This window comes from Nonomuraea pusilla (assembly GCF_900109355.1).
In the GTDB taxonomy this organism is placed as follows: domain Bacteria; phylum Actinomycetota; class Actinomycetes; order Streptosporangiales; family Streptosporangiaceae; genus Nonomuraea; species Nonomuraea pusilla.
Genome location: NZ_FOBF01000008.1, coordinates 1 through 21,023, shown reverse-complemented (window position 1 = coordinate 21,023; position 21,023 = coordinate 1). Strand labels below are relative to the sequence as shown.

At 73.2% G+C, this 21,023-nt stretch carries 20 protein-coding genes; 16 read left to right on the top strand and 4 right to left on the bottom strand.

Translation table 11 applies throughout. The annotated features are described in order from the left end of the window. Positions 1 to 126 precede the first annotated feature (126 nt). From BMX74_RS18195 to BMX74_RS18175, 5 genes are read left to right on the top strand one after another with little or no spacing between them, the layout of a single operon-like run. Positions 127 to 519, top strand: a complete 393-nt coding sequence (locus tag BMX74_RS18195) for a GntR family transcriptional regulator (RefSeq protein ID WP_055503744.1) — start codon at positions 127 to 129, stop codon at positions 517 to 519. Continuing rightward, the gene (locus tag BMX74_RS18190) at positions 516 to 1,406 is read left to right on the top strand and encodes an ABC transporter ATP-binding protein (protein ID WP_091101677.1); all 891 of its coding nucleotides are present in this window, start codon (positions 516 to 518) and stop codon (positions 1,404 to 1,406) included. The genes BMX74_RS18195 and BMX74_RS18190 overlap by 4 nt, the downstream gene beginning before the upstream one ends. After that, positions 1,403 to 2,455, top strand: coding sequence for an ABC-2 transporter permease (locus tag BMX74_RS18185; RefSeq protein ID WP_091101675.1), 1,053 nt, complete (start codon positions 1,403 to 1,405; stop codon positions 2,453 to 2,455). Before BMX74_RS18190 ends, BMX74_RS18185 begins: the two co-directional genes overlap by 4 nt. Then, positions 2,452 to 3,870, top strand: a complete 1,419-nt coding sequence (locus tag BMX74_RS18180) for a S41 family peptidase (RefSeq protein WP_055501152.1) — start codon at positions 2,452 to 2,454, stop codon at positions 3,868 to 3,870. Before BMX74_RS18185 ends, BMX74_RS18180 begins: the two co-directional genes overlap by 4 nt. A gap of 14 nt (positions 3,871 to 3,884) precedes the next feature. Then, the gene (locus BMX74_RS18175; RefSeq protein WP_091101673.1) at positions 3,885 to 5,039 is read left to right on the top strand and encodes an alpha/beta hydrolase family protein; all 1,155 of its coding nucleotides are present in this window, start codon (positions 3,885 to 3,887) and stop codon (positions 5,037 to 5,039) included. A gap of 19 nt (positions 5,040 to 5,058) precedes the next feature. Here the strand turns inward: BMX74_RS18175 and BMX74_RS18170 are convergent, their stop codons facing one another. Beyond that, the gene (locus BMX74_RS18170; RefSeq protein WP_055501153.1) at positions 5,059 to 6,699 is read right to left on the bottom strand and encodes a bifunctional metallophosphatase/5'-nucleotidase; all 1,641 of its coding nucleotides are present in this window, start codon (positions 6,697 to 6,699) and stop codon (positions 5,059 to 5,061) included. 112 nt (positions 6,700 to 6,811) lie between these two features. Here BMX74_RS18170 and BMX74_RS18165 point away from each other — a divergent pair, with 112 nt between their 5' ends. Genes BMX74_RS18165 through BMX74_RS44150 form a run of 7 tightly spaced genes read left to right on the top strand, consistent with a single transcriptional unit; the run spans position 6,812 to position 13,348 of the window. Continuing rightward, complete coding sequence (locus BMX74_RS18165; RefSeq protein WP_201784398.1) at positions 6,812 to 7,675, top strand: MurR/RpiR family transcriptional regulator; 864 nt, start codon at positions 6,812 to 6,814, stop codon at positions 7,673 to 7,675. A 9-nt stretch (positions 7,676 to 7,684) separates the two neighbouring features. Next, the gene (locus tag BMX74_RS18160; protein ID WP_055501155.1) at positions 7,685 to 8,923 is read left to right on the top strand and encodes an ABC transporter substrate-binding protein; all 1,239 of its coding nucleotides are present in this window, start codon (positions 7,685 to 7,687) and stop codon (positions 8,921 to 8,923) included. After that, positions 8,914 to 9,798, top strand: coding sequence for a carbohydrate ABC transporter permease (locus tag BMX74_RS18155; RefSeq protein WP_055501156.1), 885 nt, complete (start codon positions 8,914 to 8,916; stop codon positions 9,796 to 9,798). Before BMX74_RS18160 ends, BMX74_RS18155 begins: the two co-directional genes overlap by 10 nt. Continuing rightward, complete coding sequence (locus BMX74_RS18150) at positions 9,795 to 10,598, top strand: carbohydrate ABC transporter permease (RefSeq protein ID WP_055501157.1); 804 nt, start codon at positions 9,795 to 9,797, stop codon at positions 10,596 to 10,598. The genes BMX74_RS18155 and BMX74_RS18150 overlap by 4 nt, the downstream gene beginning before the upstream one ends. Before the next feature lie 10 nt (positions 10,599 to 10,608). After that, positions 10,609 to 11,355: a sugar isomerase domain-containing protein gene (locus tag BMX74_RS18145; protein WP_055501158.1), complete on the top strand. Its 747-nt coding sequence runs from the start codon at positions 10,609 to 10,611 to the stop codon at positions 11,353 to 11,355. Continuing rightward, positions 11,352 to 12,377 (top strand): hypothetical protein, encoded by a 1,026-nt coding sequence (locus BMX74_RS44155; RefSeq protein WP_177227408.1) that lies wholly within the window; start codon positions 11,352 to 11,354, stop codon positions 12,375 to 12,377. The genes BMX74_RS18145 and BMX74_RS44155 overlap by 4 nt, the downstream gene beginning before the upstream one ends. Next, positions 12,374 to 13,348, top strand: coding sequence for an N-acetylglucosamine kinase (locus BMX74_RS44150; protein WP_177227406.1), 975 nt, complete (start codon positions 12,374 to 12,376; stop codon positions 13,346 to 13,348). The genes BMX74_RS44155 and BMX74_RS44150 overlap by 4 nt, the downstream gene beginning before the upstream one ends. A 99-nt stretch (positions 13,349 to 13,447) precedes the next feature. On the opposite strand, the gene BMX74_RS18135 is transcribed toward BMX74_RS44150, so the two are convergent. Both BMX74_RS18135 and BMX74_RS18130 read right to left on the bottom strand, forming a co-directional pair. Then, entirely contained in the window at positions 13,448 to 14,557 is a 1,110-nt protein-coding gene (locus BMX74_RS18135; protein ID WP_091101667.1) for a Vgb family protein, read from the bottom strand. Between the two features lie 383 nt (positions 14,558 to 14,940). Continuing rightward, positions 14,941 to 15,354 carry a hypothetical protein gene (locus tag BMX74_RS18130; RefSeq protein WP_055501162.1) on the bottom strand — a complete coding sequence of 138 codons (414 nt, stop codon included), beginning with the start codon at positions 15,352 to 15,354 and terminating at the stop codon, positions 14,941 to 14,943. A gap of 137 nt (positions 15,355 to 15,491) precedes the next feature. Between BMX74_RS18130 and BMX74_RS18125 the strand changes: the two genes are divergently transcribed. Together BMX74_RS18125 and BMX74_RS18120 are read left to right on the top strand one after the other, a co-directional pair. Continuing rightward, a complete protein-coding gene (locus BMX74_RS18125; protein WP_055501163.1) occupies positions 15,492 to 16,346 on the top strand; it encodes an NAD-dependent protein deacetylase in 855 nt (284 codons plus the stop codon). A gap of 75 nt (positions 16,347 to 16,421) precedes the next feature. Continuing rightward, positions 16,422 to 16,802: a YchJ family protein gene (locus tag BMX74_RS18120; protein WP_055501164.1), complete on the top strand. Its 381-nt coding sequence runs from the start codon at positions 16,422 to 16,424 to the stop codon at positions 16,800 to 16,802. Between the two features lie 57 nt (positions 16,803 to 16,859). Here the strand turns inward: BMX74_RS18120 and BMX74_RS18115 are convergent, their stop codons facing one another. Next, a complete protein-coding gene (locus BMX74_RS18115; protein ID WP_055501165.1) occupies positions 16,860 to 18,989 on the bottom strand; it encodes an acetate--CoA ligase family protein in 2,130 nt (709 codons plus the stop codon). Positions 18,990 to 19,276: 287 nt separating this feature from the next. Between BMX74_RS18115 and adhP the strand changes: the two genes are divergently transcribed. Together adhP and BMX74_RS18105 are read left to right on the top strand one after the other, a co-directional pair. Continuing rightward, complete coding sequence (adhP, locus tag BMX74_RS18110) at positions 19,277 to 20,287, top strand: alcohol dehydrogenase AdhP (RefSeq protein ID WP_055501166.1); 1,011 nt, start codon at positions 19,277 to 19,279, stop codon at positions 20,285 to 20,287. A 191-nt stretch (positions 20,288 to 20,478) separates the two neighbouring features. Then, the gene (locus BMX74_RS18105; RefSeq protein WP_055501167.1) at positions 20,479 to 21,006 is read left to right on the top strand and encodes a DoxX family membrane protein; all 528 of its coding nucleotides are present in this window, start codon (positions 20,479 to 20,481) and stop codon (positions 21,004 to 21,006) included. Positions 21,007 to 21,023 lie beyond the last annotated feature (17 nt).

The following is a 21,023-nucleotide window of genomic DNA, read 5'->3' as shown; positions in this document are numbered from 1 at the left end:
GCGGATGTCCAGCAGGGCGACGTCCACCTGATGGTCGAGGGCGGCCGCCCGGCGGCCCGGTTCTTAACCGGCGCCATACATCCCATATATCTATAGTGCTAGGACATTAGATGTATGGAGGAATCGGTGATCGAGTTCCATCTGGACGCGAAGTCCGGAGTCTCGCCGTACCTGCAGCTGGTCCAGCAGGTACGGCACGCCCTGCGGCTGGGCCTGCTGCGCGAGGGCGACCGGCTGCCGACCGTCAAGGAGGTCGTGGCGCAACTGGCGATCAACCCCAACACCGTTCTCAAGGCCTACCGGGAACTGGAGCACGAGGGTCTGGTCGCCGCCCGCCCAGGGGTGGGCACGTTCGTGACGGCGACGCTCGCCGGCACGTCGCTCGCCGCGCACGGCCCGCTACGGCTGGAGCTGCGGCGCTGGCTGGCCAAGGCCCGCAGGGCGGGCCTCGACGACGAGAGCATCGAGGCCCTCTTCACGACCACCTTCCGAACCGCCTCCCAGGAGGACATCGCGTGACCGCTGTCCTGCAGGCCCAGGGACTGGGCAAGAAGTACGGCAAGCGTTGGGCGCTGCGCGAGTGCACCGTCGAGATCCCGGCGGGCCGCGTCGTCGGTCTGGTGGGCCCCAACGGAGCCGGCAAGACCACGCTGCTGAAGCTGGCCGCCGGCCAGCTCCAGCCGACGGCCGGCGCCATCACCGTGCTCGGCGGCCGCCCCGCGGGCACGCCCGAGCAGCTCGGCAGGGTCGGGTTCGTCGCCCAGGACACCCCCGTCTACGCGGGGCTGACCGTCGCCGACCACCTGAGGTTAGGGGCGCGGCTCAACCCCCGCTGGGACGCCGCCGTGGCGCGGGAGCGCGTCGCGCGGCTCGGGCTCGTCCCCTCCCACCGGGTGGGCAGGCTGTCGGGGGGCCAGCGCGCCCAGCTCGCCCTCACCCTGGGCCTGGCCAAGCGGCCCGAGCTGCTGATCCTGGACGAGCCCGTGGCCTCGCTCGACCCGCTGGCCCGCAGGGAGTTCATGCAGGGGCTGATGGAGGCGACGGCCGAGCACGAGCTCAGCGTCCTGCTCTCCTCCCACCTCGTCTCCGACCTGGAACGGGTCTGCGACTTCCTCGTCGTCCTCGTCGACTCGCGCGTGCGGGTCGCGGGGGAGACCGACAGGCTGCTGGACACCCATCACCGGCTCACCGGCCCGCGCCGCGATCCCGGCCGGCTCCCCGCCGGGCAGCACGTGGTCTCCGCGAGCCACACCGACCGGCAGAGCACGTTCGTGGTCCGCACCGACGCCCCGATCCACGACCCCGCCTGGACGGTCACCCGGCTCGGCCTGGAGGACCTCGTCCTGGCCTACATGGACAGGCGCACCGTTGCGGAGCGGCGAGTCGCGTTGGAGGTGCGGCGATGATCTGGCTGACCTGGCGCCAGCTCCGCGGCTCGGCCGCGATGACGGCCGCGGCCCTGCTCGTTCTCGCCGTCGTCCTGGCCCTGACCGGCCCGGACCTGGCGACCCGCTACACGGCCGGGATCGCCGAGTGCGCCCAGGACGGCACCTGCGACCGCTTCTACGACCAGTTCTTCGGCGCGTACGAGCTGCCGTTCATGGCCGTCACCCTCGTCGTGCTGCTGCTGCCCGCGCTCATCGGGCTCTTCTGGGGAGCGCCGCTGATCGCCCGCGAGCTGGAGGCCGGCACGCACCTGCTGGTGTGGAACCAGAGCGTGACCCGCGGCCGCTGGCTGGCGGTCAAGCTCGGGCTCACCGGCCTGGTCGCCGTGGCCGCCGCCGGCCTGTGCGGCCTCGTGGTGACCTGGTGGTCCGACCCCCTGGACAAGTCGGCCGCTGAGAGCCTCGCCCTGATGGCGCCCCTGGTGTTCGGCGCGCGCGGCATCGCCCCGATGGGGTACGCGGCCTTCGCCTTCGTCCTGGGCGTGACCGTGGGCATGCTGGTGCGCCGCGCGCTGCCCGCCATGGCCCTCACCCTGGCCGTCTTCGCCGCGGTCCAGCTCGCCATGCCGCTGCTGGTCCGTCCCCACCTGATGCCTCCGGTCACGTCGGCCTTCGAGCTCGGCAGGGCGAACGTGGAGAACCTCGGCATGACACGGGAGGGAGGCGGACCTGTGCGGATTCTCCTGAGATCGGCCCTTCCCGGCCAGGCGGGCGCTTGGGTCCTGTCCAGCACCCTGGTCGATCGGTCCGGACGCGCGATCTCCGACGGCGACGGCGAAGCCGCTCTACAGGTCTCCACGACGTCGGGACCCTGCTCACCGTCGGGAGCGGTGGGAAGGGGCGACGCCTGTATGGCCGAGATCAACCGGCTCGGCTACCGGCAGCGGGCGACCTACCAGCCTCTCGATCGCTTCTGGCCCTTCCAGTGGATCGAGACCGGGATCTACGCCCTGCTCACCCTCGGCCTCACCTGGCTCTGCTTCTGGTGGATCAGGAGACGCCTGTCATGACCGTCACCAGGACCGCCGCCGCCGGGCTCGCCCTGCTCCTGGCGGCGGCCTGCACGGCGCCGACGCCGCCGCGCAGCCAGGCGAGCACGGCGGGCAGCGCGGCCTGCACACAGCCCCAGGGCTCCCCTGGGCCGGAGACTGCCACCACGATCGACGTCGTCGAGCAGGCGTACTTCTGCATCCTCGGCAACCACTACGGCGGCGCCACGCTGGACGCCCGCTCGCTGCTGGTCGCCGGCTTCGCCGCCCTGACGCAGGAGCTCAACCGCAACGGGCGCGACCTGCCGGAAGCCGGCATGCCGCCGCTGACCGGCGACAGGAAAGCCGACTGGGCCGCCTTCGAGGCCGCCTACCGTAAGATCACCGATCGGGTGCCGGACCTGCGCGACCGGCTGGCCGTTGTCACCCTCGAGTCCATGGTGGCCGCTCTCGGCGACGATCACGCCTCCTGGACGCACGGTGGCAGACGGCCGCCCGACATGTACGACGGCGACGGCTACGGCCTCGGTCTCGAGGCGAACGTCACCCGTTCCCAGGCGACCGGCGACCTCGGCACCGCCCTCCCCCCGCTGTTCGTCACGGCCGTGCTGGGCGGCGCGGCGCGGGCCGCCGGGCTGCGCCCCGGCGACGTCGTCGAATCGGTCACCGGGTCGGCGCCCTTCATCGACGGGAAGGCCACCCCGGCGATCGCCGCCCTCTACCCGCGGTACCCGGAGGCGCGCCCGGTCCGGCTGCGGCTCCTGCGGCAGTCCACCGGCCGCCGCTGGAGCGTGACCCTCAAGCCCGGCCTCTACGAGCGGGATCCGGCCGCCCTGCGAGTGGTGACGTCAAAGCTGCTCGACGACGACGTCGCCTACGTACGGCTGACCGCGTTCGCGCCCGACTCCGCCACCAGGGTTCTGAAGGCCATGACCAGGCTGCGCACCGGCCGGACCCTCGCCGGCGTCGTGCTGGACCTGCGCGGCAACACCGGCGGCAGCGTCAAGGAGGCCGCCCGGCTGCTGAGCGCGTTCGTCCACGGCGAGGTCACCGCCTACCTGTGCACCGCGGACGGCAGATGCGAGCCCGTGCGGACCGACGACACCGTCGAACTGCTCGGCCTGCCGCTGGCGGTCCTCACCGACCGCGGCTGCGCCTCGGCCTGCGAGCACTTCAGCTCCGCGGTCAAGGACCTGCGCGCCGGCCGGCTGGTCGGCGCCAGGACCGCCGGCGTCATCTCCGGCCCGTCGCAGGGGTACCTGCTCCGCGACAACACCGTGCTGGCCTTCCCGGCGAGACACCATCTCGGGCCCGCCCGCGAGGCGATCGACCGGATCGGCGTGCCCCCCGACCACCACACGCCCCTGACGCCGCAGGACGCCGCGGCCGGGCGCGACCCCGCCCTGGCCAAGGCCCTGACCCTGCTGCACGAGTGAGGACGGGACGTTCGATGAGACAGATCCTGGCACTCGCCGCGGGACTGGCCGTCCTCGCCGCGTCCGCCTGCTCGGCACCCGTGCCGCCCAGGTCCGCCGCCCCTTCGGCCCCGCCGGCCGGGCCGGCCGCCCTGCCCGCGCCCACCGGCCCCCGTCCGGTCGGCACCACCGTCCTGTACCTGAAGGACACCTCCCGCCCCGACCCCTGGAACCCCGACGCCGAAGCCAGGGAGCTCAAGGTCACCCTGTGGTACCCGGCCGAGCGGCGCGACGGGCGGCGGGCGCCGTACATGACGGCGAAGGAATCGGAGATCCTCATGAGGAGGGAGGGGATCACCGGCGTGCCGTACGACACGCTGAGCAGGACGCGGACGAACGCCGTCGAGGACGCCAGGCCCGCGGGGCGCGACCTTCCGCTGGTGGTGCTCTCTCCCGGCTTCACCAAGCCGATGAACACGCTCACGTCCCTGGCCGAGGAGCTGGCCAGCCGGGGGTACGTCGTGGCCGGGATCGACCACACCTACGAGAGTCACGCCACGACCTTCCCTGACGGGCGGGTCGCCGAGTGCCTCGCCTGCGACAGCGACACCGATCCGGGCTTCGGCACGGGGGTGGTCCGGGGCCGGGCGGCCGACGTCTCCTTCGTGCTCGACCAGCTGACCTCGGCGTGGGACCGTTCGGGCCTGATCGACCGCTCCAGGATCGCGATGGCGGGCCAGTCGATCGGCGGGGCCGCCGCCCTGGCCGCCATGGTGAAGGACTCCCGGGTGCGAGCCGGCATCGACATGGACGGCACCACCTACGCCCGGATCCCCAGGAGCGGGTTCTCCCGGCCGTTCATGTTCCTGGGCTCGGCGGAGCACGTCCCCGGCGGACGCGACTCCTCATGGGACCGCGACTGGAGGCTGCTGACCGGCTGGAAGCGCTGGATCGTGCTGTCGGGCGGGGAACACGGGTCCTTCACGGACCTCCCGCTGCTGGCGGAAGCCCTCGGCATCAAACCCGCCTCCGGCGTTCTGCCGGCGGCTCGGGGCGCCGAGCTCACCCGCGCGTACGTGGCGGCCTTCCTCGACCGGCACCTGAAGGGGCGGCCGGGGCCCCTTCTGGACGGGCCGTCGCCGCGTCACCCGGAGGTGAGGTTCTGCCCCGCGGCGTGCCGTCGGTCCTGAGGCCGCCGCGGGGCAGGGGTCAGTTCACCCGGGTGACCCGGCCGAGGGCCGGGGCCTGCAGCGGGGTCCTGGCCCGGATGTAGGACTCGAAGGCGTCGATGTCGCGTACCTTCTCCACCCGCTCGGTGCCCTCGGTCAGCACGGAGAAGCCGTCGCCGCCGGTGGCGACGAAGGAGTTGGCGGTCAGGCGGTAGCGCGCGGCCGGGTCGACGATCGCGCCGTCGAGCTTGACGGTGGCCGGGTCGATCTTGTCGCAGGCGGGCCTGGCGTTGTCGTACGTGTAGGTGAGCCCCTGCGAGACGCCGAGCACGCGGGCGGTGCTCTGGCCGCACCACTGCTGCTCCAGCAGCCGCTCCAGCTGGGCGCCGGTGAGCGTCATGGTGACGAGCATGTTGCCGAAGGGCTGCACGCGCAGCGCCTTGCCGTGCGTCACCAGGTTCGACATCTCGTTGCCGGTGGGGTTGACGATCAGGTCGCCGCCGATGCCGCCGCCGTACGGAGGCTGGATCGCGATCTGGGCGCCGCCGTTCTCGGGGGCGGAGGTGGCGAAGAGCCGGGCGTCGGCCAGGGCGTGGCCGATGGTGGACTCGCCCGCCGCGTTGCGCTGGGCGGTGAGGTCGCGGCCGAGCAGGCCGACCGGCCGGTCGAGCAGCGTCTGCGCCTGCCGGTCGGTCCTGCGGCGCAGCGCGGCGATCTGGCCGTCGGGCTTGACGTCGTGGGTGACGGTGATGTTCTCGGCCTTGGAGGAGGTGGGGTTGCCGGTCGCCCGGTCGACGGTCAGGACGATCCTGGTGAGCTCGCGCGTGTGGGCCGAGGTCTGGGTGACGGGGATGCCGTTGATCACGCAGTTGTACGGGTTGTGGGTGTGCCCGGAGATCACGGCGTCGACCTCGGGGTCGAACCTCTGCACGATGTCCTTGATCGGCCCGGCCAGGTTGTTGCACTCGTTGGGCAGGCCGCCGCCGGTCTGCCCGCCGCCCTGGTGGACGAGGACCACGATGGTTCGCACGCCCTTGGCCTTGAGCTCGGCCGCGTAGGTGTTGACCGCCTCGGCCTCGTCGCGTCCTTCCAGCGGCGCGGTGGGGCCGGGGGCCTCCTTCAGCGTGTTCTTGTAGCTGACGCCGATGATGCCGACCTTGACGCCCTTGACCTCCTTGACGACGTAGGGGGTCATCGCGGGCTTGCCGGTGGTGGTGTCGACGATGTTGGCGCCCAGGTAGGGGAAGTCGGCGCCCTTGAAGTTCGGGATCGCGCAGCCGTCGATCGGGTGGCAGCCGCCGTTCTCCATCCGGCGGAACTCGGCCAGGCCCTCGTCGAACTCGTGGTTGCCGACGCTGGAGGCGTCGATGCGCATCAGGTTGAGCGCCTGGATGGCCGGCTCGTCGTGCAGGGCGGTGGCGTTCATCGTGCTGGAGGAGATGTTGTCGCCGGCGGAGAGCCGCAGCGTGCCGTCGGGGTTGTCGCGCTGGAGCCGGTCCATGTGGGCGGCGAGGTACTCGGCGCCGCCGGCCGGGACCGGCCCGGACGGCGTCATGCCGAAGCTGGTCGGGAAGCCGGAGTGGAAGTCGTTGAACGCCAGTAACTGGATGTCCACCGTGTCGGCACGCGTGGGTAGCAGGCTGGTGCTCCCGAGCACCAGCGCCAGGAGGAGGTTGCGCATGGCCTCGAAAGTGACATACTCCCAACAGATCACACAAGAGGGTAAATTTCTAACATCATCCGTCTAATGTGAATTATTGACATACGAGATGGAACGCGGGAGGGTTCCTCCCATGTCCACGATCCTGGCCACGATCCGGGGGGTCGAGCCCACCCTCACCGCGACCCACCGGCGCATCGCCGAGACGATCCTCGCCGAGCCCGCCGCCGTGGCCGCCTCGACCATCGGCGAGCTGGCGGAGCGGTGCGGCACCTCGCTCACCACCGTCACCCGCTTCTGCCGCGAGCTGGGCCTGACCGGCTACCCCGAGCTCAGGCTCGCGCTGGCGGCCGAGCTCGGACGCAACGACGCCGCCCCGCGCGAGCACGGCCTGATCGCCTTCTCGCCGGACGACCCCGCGAGCCTCGTGCTGCGCAGCCTGCTGGCCAGCGACCTGCGCGCGATGGAGGAGACGGCGGCCCAGCTCGACCTCGAAGCCGTGGACCGCGCCGTCTCCGCCCTGGTCCGCGCCAGGTTCATCGACTTCTTCGCCGTCGCCGGCAGCGCCGGCGTGGCCATGGACCTGCACCTGCGGCTGCACGCCGTCGGCCGGCCGTGCGCGCTGTGGACCGACGTGCACAGCGCCGTCTGCAGCGCCAACGCCCGCGACGAGCGGGACGTGGCGGTCGGCATCTCCCACTCCGGCACCACGGCCGAGGTCGTCGAGCCGCTGACCATCGCCAGGGAACGCGGCGCCACCACCGTCGCCGTCACCAACTTCCCCCGCAGCCCGCTCGCCGAGGCCGCCGACATCGTCCTCACCACCGCCGCGCAGGACACCCCCTTCCGGGCGGGCGGGGTGGCCGCGCGGCACACCCAGATGCTCGTCCTGGACTGCCTCTACATCGGCGTCGTCCAGCGCACCCACGAGACCAGCGACCAGTTGCTGACCGCCGCCACCGAGGCGGTCGCCAAGCACCGCCTCCCCCCACGCTAGGAGCCCCCCATGCGCCTCGCCGTCGCCGCTGTCGCCCTGGCGGCAGCCGTCACAGCCTGCGCCCCTTCGACCACCGCGAGCGCCGGCCACCAGGGCAAGATCACCCTCTCCGTCTGGGGGTGGGGTCCCGAGGCCAACTTCGACAAGATGTTCGCCGAGTACGAGAAGCTCAACCCCGGCGTCGACGTCGACGCCCGCTCCTTCACCACCTCCACCGAGTACGACACGATCCTGTCCACAGGACTGGCCGGCGACAGCGGCCCCGACCTGGCCTGGCTGCGCGCGGGACCCCAGCTGCAGCCGCTCGTCGAAGCGGGACGGCTGCTCCCGCTCGACACCAAGGACGTGCCCGGCCTGGCGGACTTCGACGAGGGCGTCCTGCGCGCCGCCAAGGGCGACAAGGACGGCAAGGTCTACGGCGTCCCGTTCGCCGTGCAGACCCTCCAGGTGATCTACAACAAGAAGATCTTCGCGGACAACGGCATCACCCCGCCGAAGACCTACGCCGAGATGCTCGCCTCCGCCGACAAGCTCAAGGCCAAGGGCGTCATCCCGTTCGCCTTCGGCGGCAAGGACGACTGGATGCTGCCGATCGTGGCGAGCATCTTCGGCACCGCCCACTGGGGCGGCGACGAGTTCCTCGCCGACGTCAAGGCCAAGCGGAAGAAGTTCGCCGACCCGCGCTTCGTCGAAGGCATCGACCAGCTCAACAAGCTCAAGCCGTACTTCCCCGAGAACGTCGCCGGCGTCTCCTACACCGACGCGCAGATCCTGTTCTCCTCCGGCAAGGCGGCCATGTTCCCCGGCGGGCTGTGGGAGCTCAACTTCTTCGGCGAGAACGCCAAGGACGTCGAGCTGGGCGTGTTCACGCCGCCCACGCCCGAGGGCCAGGGCCTCATGCCCGGCTTCACCGACGGCTCGTACGGCGTCAACGTCAAGACCAGGCACAAGGCCGAGGCGCTGAAGTTCGCCGCCTGGCTGGCCTCCAAGGACTACGGCCGGCTCTACACCGACACCCTGCGCATCTTCTCCGCCGTGCCCGGCGTCACGCCCGAGGACCCGCTGCTCGCCGAGGTGGCCACGGCCTTCGACCAGCACGGCGCGACCTACTTCATGAACGAGTTCGCCTACGGCAACCCGTCGTCGGCGGCCGTGTTCTCCAAGGCGCTGCAGGAGATGCTGCTGGGCCGCCTCACCGCCAAGGAGGCGGCCGAGCAGCTCGACGAGAGCGTGTCCACATGGCTGTAGGCGCGCGGCGGGGATCGTCGTACGTGTTCCTGGTCCCCGCCTTCCTCCTCTACACGGCCTTCGTGGTCTACCCGCTGTTCACCGGCCTGACGTACAGCTTCTTCTCCTGGAAGGGCACCCTGCGCGCCGGGTTCGCCGGATGGGACAACTACGCCGGCCTGCTGTCGGGCGCCTTCCTCGACCAGCTGCTGCCCGCGCTCGGGCACAACGTCCTGCTGTTCGCGGGCACCATGGCGGTGCAGAACACGCTGGGCCTGGTCTTCGCGCTCGCGCTGTCGCGGGCCCGGCGCGGCAAGCGGGCGCTGCAGACCATGTTCGCCCTGCCGTACCTGGTCAACCCCCTGGTCATCGGCTACCTGTGGACCCTGCTGCTCAGCCCCGCCTTCGGCCCGGTCAACGCGCTGCTCAAGCCGCTCGGCCTGGCGATGCCGTGGCTGGGAGACCCGGACACCGCGCTGCCGACCGTCGTCCTCATCACCACCTGGCAGTGGGTGGGCTTCCCGATGCTGCTGTTCAGCGCCGCCCTCGGCGGCATCCCGCAGGAGTACGCCGAGGCCGCGAGGACCGACGGCGCGGGCTCCTGGCAGGTGTTCCGGCGGATCACGCTGCCGCTGCTCAAGCCGGCCATGGCGACCGTCACGATCCTCAGCTTCATCGGCAGCATGGGCACCTTCGCCCTGGTGTACGCGCTCGGCGGCTCCAACGGCGCCCCGGCGGGCGCCACCGACGTGCTCGGCCTGCTGTTCTACCGCACGGCCTTCGCCTCGGGCGACGTCAACGCGATGGGCACGTCGTCGGCGCTCGCCGTCTTCATGTTCACGTTCATCTTCGGCTCGACGCTGCTGCTGGAGCGGGTCCTGAGGAGGAAGGCGTGAAGGCCGCGGCCGTCAGGATCCTGCTCTGGGGCTACGCCGCCTTCTCCATGGCGCCCCTGGTCGTCATGGTGCTCAGCTCGCTGCGCCCCACCGGCGACATCTTCGACCAGCCGCTCGGCTGGCCCACCGGGTTCGGCAACTACGCCAAGGCGTGGACGGAGGCGTCGTTCTCCACCTACGTCGTCAACTCGGCGGTCGTCGTGGTGTGCGCGGTGCTGCTGGGCGCCGGGGTCTCGCTGCTGGCCGCGTACCCGCTGGGCCGCAGGGAGTTCCGCGGGCGCTCCGCGCTGGCCGCCTACTTCGTCTCCGGCATGACGCTGCCCGCCCACCTGGGCGTGCTGCCGCTGTTCTACCTGCTGGAGAGCATGGGGCTGGTGGACTCGCTGACCGGGCTCGTCCTGGTCTACGCGGCGGGGTCGGTCCCGTTCAACGTCTTCGTGCTGACCGCCTTCTTCCGCCAGCTGCCGCACGAGCTGGACGAGGCCGCCTCCCTGGACGGCGCCGGGCCGTTCGCGACCTTCTGGCACGTGATGCTGCCGCTGGTCCGGCCCGCGCTCGCGACCGTGGTGGTCTTCCAGTTCGTACCGATCTGGAATGACTTCTTCTACCCGCTGGTGCTGATGCGGGATGAGACCAAGCTGACCCTGCCGGTCGGGCTCACCCACTTCTTCGGCCAGTTCCAGAACGACTGGGGGACGCTCTTCGCCGGCCTGGTGATGACGACGATCCCCCTGGTCGTGCTCTTCGTCCTGGCCACGCGCCAGATCGTCGCCGGGCTGACCGCCGGCATGAACCGTTGAGGGACAATTCATGGATCTTGTGATGGCCTTCGCCGACGAGGCACGCTCCCGCCTGGACGGGCTGGTGACCGGCCAGCTGCCCGTCATCAGGCAGGCGGGCGCGATGATCGCCGCGACCGTGCGCGCGGGCGGCGTCCTGCACGCCTACGGGACGGGGCACTCCGAGGCGGTGGCGCTGGAGGTGGCGGGCCGGGCGGGCGGGCTCATCCCCACCAACCGGCTCACCCTGCGTGACCCGGTGGTGCTCGGCTCGGCCGACCCGGGGGAGTTCGACCCGCTGGCCGAGCGCGACCCGGCCACCGCGCACCAGGTGCTCGCCCTGCACACAATCGAGGACCGCGACGCGTTCGTCATCGCCTCCAACTCGGGCGGCAACGGCTCGACCGTGGAGATGGCCCGGCTGGTCAAGGAGCGCGGGCTGCCGCTCATCGCGATCACCTCCCTGGAGCACTCCCGCGCCATCACCTCGCGCCACCCGTCGGGGGAGCGGCTGTTCGAGCTGGCCGACCTCGTCATCGACAACCTCGCCCCGTACGGCGACGCGGTCCTGCCCACGGAGCACGGCCCGGTCTGCGGCATCTCCTCGATCACCTCCGCGCTGATCGTGCAGCTGATGGTCGCCGAGGCGATCGGCCTGCTCCTGGCCGACGGCACGGCCCCGCCGGTCTACCTGTCGGCGAACATCCCCGGCGCCGACGCCCACAACGACGCCCTCGTGGCCCGCTACGCCGGACGGATCAGGACCGGGGCGCTGTGAACCTGACGATCGCCGCGTTCTGGCCGCCGCCTCCCCACGAGACGACCGCCGCCCGCTACCGGGAGATCGCCGACGCCGGCATCGACCTGGTCATCACCGGCAACTACCTCAACGACCGCGTCATCCTGCGGCACGCGCTGGCCTGCGCGGAGAAGGCGGGGCTCGGCGTGCTCGTCGCCTCGGACCCACGCGTGGACGTGCTCATGCGCGACCTGGACGTGGACCCGGCGCCGCTCCTCGCCCGCGTGGTCGACGACTACCGGCCGTTCCGCTCCTTCCGCGGCATCAGTCTCATGGACGAGCCGCACGCCGAGCAGTTCCCGAGGCTGGCGGCCGGGGTCGCCGCCGTGCGCGCCGCCGGCGCCTTCGCCTACGCCAACCTCTTCCCGAGCCACGCCACCGGCCCGTACGACGCGTACGTGGGGGAGTTCGCCCGGATCGTCCGCCCCGACGTGCTCTCGTTCGACCGCTACCCGTTCCTCGCCGACGGCTTCGACGACGGCTACCTCGCCGACCTCGCCACCGTGCGCGAGCACGCGCGCCTGGCCGGGCTGCCCGCCTGGATGTACGTGCAGACCCTGGCCTACGACGGGCACCGCGAGCCGTCGGCCGCCGAACTGGCCTGGCAGGTCAACACCGCCCTGGCCCACGGCTACACCGGCATCCAGTACTTCACCTACTGGACCCCCGACCCGGCGCGCGGCGAGGGCTTCCAGCCGGCGCTGATCGGCGGCGACGGCAGGCCGACCGAGCGCTACGGCGTCGTGCGCGACCTCAACACCCGCTGGCTGCGGCCGGTGGCGGCCGAGCTGAGCGGCTGGACGTCGGTCGAGCACGCCGGCGACGTCCTCGTGGGCCACTACGGCGAACGCCTGCGCTTCGTCTGCAACGCCCGCTTCGACGGGCCGGTCGAGGTCACGCTCGACGGCGTCACCGAGGCCTTCGACCCGGCGACCGGGTCGTACGAGCCCTGCGGCACCGCCTTCACCCTCCCGCCCGGCGGGGCGAGGCTGGTCCGGTGATCCTCTTCGCCGGCGTCGACGCCGGCGGCACCACCACCCGGGCCGCCGTCCACGCCGCCGACGGGACCAGGCTCGGCCACGGCACCGCCGGTCCGGGCAACCCGGCCGCGCACGGGCACGCCGCGGCCGGGGCGGCGATCGAGCAGGCGCTGCGCCGCGCGCTCGACGGGCTGGACCCGTCGCTCGTGGCCGCCTCCGTGGCGGGCGTGGCGGGCGGCGACGACGACTTCGCCGGGATGCTGCGGCGCGTCTGGGCCGCCTGCGGCATCGCCGCGCCGCCCCGGACGGTCGGCGACGTGGACGTCGCCTACGCGGCCGGCACCCCGGCCCCCTCCGGCACGCTGCTGCTCGCCGGGACCGGGGCCGCGGCGGCCCGCTTCCGCGACCGCGCGGTGGTCGCCGTCGCCGACGGGCTCGGGTGGCTGCTCGGCGACGAGGGCGGAGGGTTCTGGATCGGCCGGGCCGGGGTGCGGGCGGCCGTGCGCGCGCTGGACCGCGGCCTGCCACCCGGACCCCTGGTGGAGCTGGTCAGCGCCCACTTCGGCGTGCCAGGCGCGGCGAGCGCAGGCGCGGCGGGCTCGGATGGCGTGATCGGGGAGCCGCGGTGGCGGGCCGACCGCATCGTGCGGCTCGCGCAGGCCGACCGGATGCTGGTGGCGGCCGCGTCGCCGCTGGTGGCCGAGGCGGCGGCGGCCGGGGACGGCTGCGCGGCGGAGATCGTCGGCGCGGCGGCGCGGCGGCTGGCGGAGACGGCCGGCCGCGTGCACGGTGAGGGGCCGATCGTGCTGGCGGGCGGCGTGCTGACCGTGGACGGCCCGGTACGGGCGGCGGTCATGGAGCTGCTGGCCGGGCAGGAGGTGGTCACCGCGCGGGACGGCGCGGCCGGCGCGAGCTGGCTGGCCGCCCTCGGCCACCTGGGCGACGCGGCCACCCACGCCCGCTTCACCGGTGGAACGCGACAGCCGCCGTAGCCCGCCGCGCACCCGCTTCCCGGAAGGACGAAGCGGACCCGGGGGCGTCATTCCCGTCCCCTTCCCTCGAAGGGACGGCAGCCGGACGGCGGCTGCGCGTCACAGGACGACGACGGCGATCTGGTCGACGTAGTCCTCGGTGAGCCACACGTTGCCGTCTGGGCCGCCGGTGATGTCGAACGGGCCCGCGACGTTCGTGGGCAGCGGCTCGCGGTCGATCACTCCCTCGGTGGTGGAGCTGGTGACGATGCCGGCGGCCTGCTCCACGAACCAGATCCTGCCGTCCGCGCCGGAGGTGATGCCCCAGGGGAAGGTGTCGGCGTCGGGCAGGGCGTACTCCGTGAAGCCGCCGCCGACGGTCAGCTTGCCGATCTTGCCGTTGGCGTCGGTGTACCAGAGGGCGTCGTCGGGGCCGGTGACGATGTCCACCGGCATCGCGCCCGACGACGGCACAGGGAACCCGGTGATGACCCCGTCCGGGGTGATGCGGCCGATGCTGCCGGAGAGCGGCTGGGTGAACCACAGGTTCCCGTCGGGGCCGGTCGTGATGCGCATCGGGTACGCCCCCGCGGTGGGCAGCGGGTACTCCGTGATGTTCCCCGCGGTGTCGATGCGGCCGACCTGGTTGCCGAGCTGCTCGACGAACCACAGGGCGCCGTCGGGGCCGGCCGTGATGCCCCACGGGTAGGCGCCCGCGGTCGGCAGCGGGTACTCGGTGACGACGCCGCCGGTGGTGATGCGGCCGATCCTGTTGCCGTTGGCCTCGGTGAACCAGACCGCGCCGTCCGGGCCCGTCGTGAGGTGCGCGGGCTCGGAGCCGGCGGCCGGCAGGCTGTACTCGGTGAACACGCCGGACGTGGTCACGCGGCCGATCTGGCCGGCGTGGTTCTCCGCGAACCAGAGCGCGCCGTCCGGGCCCGTCGTGATCCCCACCGGGGTGGCGGGGCCGGTCGGGATGGGCAGCTCGTCGATGGTGAGGTGCTCCCGGCGCAGGGCGCCCTGGGGGCGCAGGGGCGTGGATGGGGCGTCGCAGCGGAGGCGGCGGTGCTCGGGCGTCTGCTTGAGCTTGAGACAGAGCGTCACCCAGGGGCGGGCGGGGGAGGGGCGTGGCGGCCGGCCGGCGGCCGCCGCGACCGCCGGGTGGTGGACGGCGAGGAGCAGGGCCAAGGCCAGGAGCGGGTGGCGCAGGTGCCGGATCGACGGGCGCATGACGGTCCCTCAGGGTGATGGTGAACGACACGGGCGAGACGCGGGCAGGGCCCCACTATCGCCCGTGGCCGCCGCCCGCCCTCGGTGATTCGCGTGCGTGGCAGGTCATGGAACGGCCAACTCACCGGCGCCCTTCGCCCGCCTGCCCCGCCAGGGGGACCGGAAGTCTGGCACGGCGGTCAGAGTAGGAGCGCCGGGCGGCGGGTACGAACCCCGTTCCCCGATGTGAGGAGGGTCCATGAGGCCAGGTTGCGGTAACTGCAGTTGCTCCGATCCGCTCTCGACCGCGAAGCCTCCACGCTGGGAGACCCAGTGGGTCGAATAGACCCGTCGCGTACGCGGGAACGGCCCCGTCCGGCACGTCCGGGCGGGGCCGTTCCGCGTCAGCCGCCCTGGGTGAACACGGTCTTCCAGCGGGAGCACTCGTCCACCGGCCTGCGGGCCGTGCCTCGGCACACCTGCGCCTTGATCTGCAGCGGGTCGCCGACGCGCTTGCTGAACGAGCCCGCGCCCGGCACGCAGTTGTACACCCCGTGCGTACGCCAGCGGCCGTTGCCGGAGTCCTGGTACCGGATGAGCAGCCAGGTGCAGCCCCTGCCGCGGGTGTCGTCCACGTAGCCCGACACCACCAGGCCCGCCCCGCGCGCCGTGACCTTGCCCCACGCGGCCCCCATCCCGTCGGCGGAGACGATCCTGCCCCACTTCCAGGAGGGCGCGGCGGCGGCGGGCGGCGCGAGGGCGGCCAGGGCGACGGCGGCGGCGCTCACGCCGGTCAGCACGCGGATCGCGACACGCATCGGGGGACTCCCTTGCTCATGGGACACAGGCACGGTCACCAGGGATACCGGCCGGCACTTGTGATCGGCTTGGAGCCGGGTGACGGCCGCGTCCGCCCCGGGCACGGAGCGCGGCGGCGGTCGGGCACCATGGAGAGGTGACGCGAACCGCACAGAGCACGCCCCTCGACTCCACCGGGATCGAGCCGCTGGCGGAGCTGGTGGCCGGGGGCGGTGTGGCGGTGCTCAGCGGGGCGGGGCTGTCCACCGAGTCGGGCATCCCCGACTACCGCGGGCCCACCGGCCGTGCCAGGAAGGCCCAGCCGATGACGTACCAGAGCTTCGTCGCCAGCGCCGACGCGCGGCGGCGGTACTGGGCGCGCAGCCACGCCGGGTGGCGGCAGATCAGCGGCGCGCGGCCCAACGCCGGTCACCGCGCGGTGGCCGCGCTGGAGCGGGCCGGCCTGCTCGCGGGCGTCATCACGCAGAACGTCGACGGCCTGCACCAGGCGGCGGGCGCGCGCCGCGTGGTCGAACTGCACGGCGCCCTCGACCGGGTGGCCTGCCTGTCCTGCCGGGAGCGCACGCCGCGCTCCGAGCTCGACCGGCGGCTGCGCGCGGCCAACCCCGGCTGGGACGCCACCGGCCTGGTCAACCCCGACGGTGACGCCGCGCTCACCGACGAGCAGGTGGCGGGGTTCCAGGTGGTCGGCTGCCGCTCGTGCGGAGGCGTGCTCAAGCCGGACGTCGTGTTCTTCGGCGAGAACGTGCCCAAGCCGCGCGTGGACGAGTGCTTCGCCCTGGTCGGCGGGGCGCGGGCGCTGCTGGTGCTGGGCTCGTCGCTGGCGGTGCGGTCGGGGCTGCGGTTCGTCGTGCGGGCGGCCGAGCTGGGGCGCCCCGTCGCCATCGTCAACCAGGGGCCGACCCGGGGCGACGAGCACGCCGCGCTGCTCCTCGACGCGCCGCTCGGCACGGCGCTCGGCGAGCTGGCCCGCCGCGTCGGGGCGCCATGACCCTGTGACGGAGCCGGGCGAGCCCGCCCCTCGGGCGGCGGCACGGTCGAGGCGGGGTGGGGCACAATGAAGGGCATGCCTCGACCCTCCTCCTGCCCCTGCGGCCTGCCCGCGCCGTACGACGACTGCTGCGGCCGCTTCCACCGGGGCGACGCGGCGGCCCCCACGGCCGAGCTGCTCATGCGGTCGCGCTTCAGCGCCTTCAGCGTCGGCGACGAGGCGTACCTGCTGCGCACCTGGCACCCGGCCGACCGGCCCGCCCGGCTCGGGCTCGACCGCAGGCTGCGCTGGGTGCGGCTGGAGATCCTGGAGACCGGGGGCGGCAGCGTCGTCCACGCCGAGGGCACGGTCCGGTTCCGCGCCCACTACCTGGAGCGCGGGCGTCCCGGGCAGATGGAGGAGCACAGCAGGTTCGTCCGCCTCGACGGGCACTGGGTGTACGCGGGAACGCTCTGACGGCACGGCGGCGCCGGCCGCCCCGCGCGGGGGGACGGCCGGCGCCGGTCCTTGGCGTCACGCCGGAGGCTGGTCCACCGGGGCGACGCGGACGCGGAAGTCCACCACGGTCGCCGCGTCCGGCGTGACGATCACCGGGTTGAGGTCGAGCTCGGCCACCTCGGGCAGGTCCTCCAGCAGCCTGCCCACCCGGACGATCTGGTCGAGCAGGTCGTCCACCGCGGCCGGAGCGGCCCCGCGGTAGCCGTGCAGCAGCGGCGCGCACCGCAGCGACGCGATCATCTCCGACGCCGCGGCCCTCGACACCGGCGGCACCCGGAACGCGCGGTCGGCCAGCAGGTCGGCCATGACGCCGCCCATCCCGGCCATGACCAGCGGCCCGAACGCCGGGTAGTTGAGCCCGCCGACGATGATCTCGACGCCGCCCGGCAGCATGGGCTGCACCACGGCCCCCGTCATCTCCTCGCCGATGGTCTCCTCCATGTCGTCGTACGCCAGGCGCACCTCGTCCTCGGAGGCCAGCCCGAGCCGTACGCCGCCGACGTCGCTCTTGTGCACCGGGCCGGTGACCTTGAGCACGACCGGCAGCCCCACCAGGGCGGCGGCGCGGGCGGCCTCGTCGGCCGAGCCGACCGCGACCGACGGCACCAGGTTCAGCCCGTAGCAGCGCAACAGGTCGGCCGTGGCCTCGGGCGACAGCCAGCCGCCCGCCGACCTGACGGCCAGCTCGGCCCGCACCACGCGGCGGGCGGCCTCGGCGTCGACGCCGGGCACGGGTTCCGGCAGCTCGGCGGGGCGGGCCCGCCACTCGGCGTACTCGGCGGCGCGGGCCAGCGCCGCGATCGCCTGCTCCGGGTACGCGTAGGCGGGGACGCGGCCGTCGATCAGCCCGTCGTGGCCGGCGACGCAGGCCAGCACCGTCTTGCCGGTGGTGCGGGCGGCGGCCGCGATGGCCTGCCGGGTCCGCTCCAGCCCCGAGCCGAACGGCGGCGTGTACACGACGAGGACGGCGTCCACCTCGTCCGCGGCGGCGACCGTCTCGACCGCCAGGCGGATCTCGTCGGCGTCGGCGTCCGCCGTGAGGTCCACGGGGTTGGCCAGCGCCGCCGACGAGGAGACGCGGCCCTCCAGCAGGTCGCGGGGCAGCTCGGGGACGACGAGGCCGCGGCGCTCGCACGCGTCGGCCGCCATCGCCTCGGGCCCGCCCGAGTTGCCGACGATCGCCACCCGCCTGCCGCCCGGCAGCGGCTGGGTGGACAGCAGCTTGGCGGCGTCCTGCAGCTCCTGGACGCTGTCCAGGCGGATCACGCCGCAGGCCGCCACCATCGCGTCCACGGCGACGTCCGGGGTGGCCGCGGCGGCGGTGTGCGAGCGCACCGCCCGGTCACCCGAGCCTGAACGGCCGCTCTTGACCATGAGGATCGGCTTGGTCGCGGTGATCCGCCTGGCGATCCTCGTGAACTTGCGCGGGTTGCCGAACGACTCCAGGTAGAGCGCGATGACGTCGGTGCCGTCGTCGTCCGCCCAGTACTCCAGCAGGTCGTTGCCGCTGACGTCGGCCTTGTTGCCGACGGAGACGAACGACGAGACGGGCAGCCGCTGCAGCAGCGCCGCGCCGACCGCGCCCGACTGCGACATGACGGCCACCCGGCCCGGCGTGGGGTCGCCCTGCAGGAACGTGGCGTTCAGCCGCGCCGCCGTGTTGATCACGCCGAGGCAGTTGGGGCCGACCAGGCGCATCCCGGAGGCGCGGCAGATCTTCAGCAGGTCGCGCTGCGCGCTGCCCTGGCCGGTCTCGGCGAAGCCGGCGGTGAGCACCACCAGCCCGGCGACGCCCGCGTCCGCGCACTCCCTGACGACGTCCAGCACGTACCGGGCGGGGACGGCGATGACGGCCAGGTCCACCGGCCCCGGCACCGCCGTGACCGACGGGTGACAGGTCAGGCCGGCCACCTGGTCGGCGTTCGGGTTCACCGGGTAGACGGGGCCGGCGAAGCCGCCGTCGATCAGGTTGCGCAGGACGCGGTGCCCGGCACCGCGCGGATCGCGGCCCGCGCCGATGACGGCGACCGAACGCGGAGCCAGCAGGCGGGCCAGCGCGGCGCGCTCCTCGCCCCCCTCGCCGCGTCCCTCGGGGGCCGGTTCGGTCCGCTGGTCCCGGGTGGCGCCGTCCTTGCTGGCGAACATGGTCGATCTCCCTCGTGTGTGCGAACGAGCGGTCTGACGTCGGGGGAACGGCCCGTTCGCGGCGCAGCCGTCCTCGGAGTCCAGGCTGCCCGGCGCGCCGGAGCCGGGGCAGAGCCCGAGGACCCCGGTGATCGGTGCCGAAGGTCCCACCCGCCCGGGACGTCCAGCCCCTCGGGGGCGGGCGGCAGGGACGGAGGGCTGTCCGACCTGGGACCTTCGCCCCTGTCCCCGGCCCGGACGGCCGAGGAGCGTCGGAGACGTAACCGGAGGAGAGCGGAGCAGATGAGATGCGCGCAGCCGTCGTGACCGACTTCGACAAGCCCCTGGAGATCCAGGAGATCCCCGTACCCGAGCCCGAGCCGCACCAGGTCCTCGTCAGGATCGAGGCGAGCGGCCTGTGCCACACCGACATCCACGCCGCGCACGGCGACTGGCCGGTCAAGCCCGGCCTGCCCTTCATCCCCGGGCACGAGGGCGTCGGCGTCGTGGAGCGGGTCGGCTCCGCCGTGACCGGACGCGTCGTGGGCGAGCGCGTCGCCATTCCGTGGCTCGGCCGCGCCTGCGGCACCTGCGCCTACTGCGTCGGCGGGCGCGAGACGCTGTGCGAGTCGCAGCAGAACAGCGGGTACGCCGTCAACGGCGCCCACGCCGAGTACGCCGTCGCCAGTGCCGACTACGTGGTGCCCGTGCCCGACGGCGTCGATCCCGCCGAGGCCGCGCCGCTCACCTGCGCGGGCGTGACCACGTACAAGGCGGTCAAGGTGTCGGGCCTGCGTCCCACCGAACGCGCCGCGATCTTCGGCATCGGCGGCCTCGGGCACCTCGCCCTGCAGTACGCGCGCATCTTCGGCGCCGAGACCATCGCCGTGGACATCACGGAGGAGAAGCTCGCCCTCGCCAGGGAGCTCGGCGCCGACCACACCGTGAACGCCGCCGACGCCGACCCCGTCGCGCGGATCAAGGAGCTCGGCGGCGCGGACGTCGCCGTGGTGCTCGCGGCCAGCCCGCGCGTGCTGGAGCAGGCCCACGCGTCGCTGCGGCGCGGCGGCCGGCTCGTGCTGGTGTCGCTGCCGAAGGACAACGTGATGCGGCTGCCCGTGTTCGAGACCGTCCTGGGCGGGCTGACGGTGATCGGCTCCATCGTGGGCACGCGCGGCGACCTGGCCGAGGTGTTCCAGTTGCACGCCGCCGGACGTACCAAGGTCATCTACGAGACCCGGGAGCTGGCGGACATCAACCGCTCGTTCGAGGAGGTCCTGGCCAGCGAGGTCCCGGCGCGGCTCGTCTTCCGCATGTGACCCCTGCGTGCCTCCAGGCAGCGGCCGGCGCCCCCGTGGGCGCCGGCCGCTCCCGTGTGCGCCGGCGGTCCCACGCCCGTGGGGCCGAAGGTCCCATGGCGCCGGTGACGTACGGCTCTGACGGGGGAGGGGGCGGCGCGGCGATGCTGATGGTGTCACCAGGACACCCCCACCTGACAAAGGAGGCCGTCATGGCCACCACCCTCCACCCCCCGGTCCTCCACACGCACGCCGCCACGGCGGCCCGCCACCCCGTCGACTACGTCTGGGCGGTCGCCAGGATCGCGATCGGCTGGATCTTCCTGTGGGCCTTCCTCGACAAGACCTTCGGCTGGGGCTTCGCCACCCCCGCGAACAAGGCGTGGATCGCCGGCGGCAGCCCGACGACCGGCTTCCTCAAGGGCACCGGCGACAACGCGCTCGGCGGCTTCTTCAGCGCGCTGGCCGGCCAGGCGTGGGTGGACTGGCTGTTCATGCTCGGCCTGCTCGGCATCGGCGCCGCCCTCGTCCTCGGCGTGGGCACCAGGATCGCCGCGGTGGCCGGCCCGCTGATGCTGGCCCTGATGTGGGCGGCCGAACTGCCCCTCGCCAACAACCCGTTCATGGACGAGCACATCGTCTACGCGGTCGTCCTGGTCGGCCTGGCCATGGCCAACGCCGGAGCCACCCTCGGCCTGGGCAACCTGGAGATCGTCAAGCGGAACCCGTACCTGCGGTAGTCGCCACGCCGCACCCG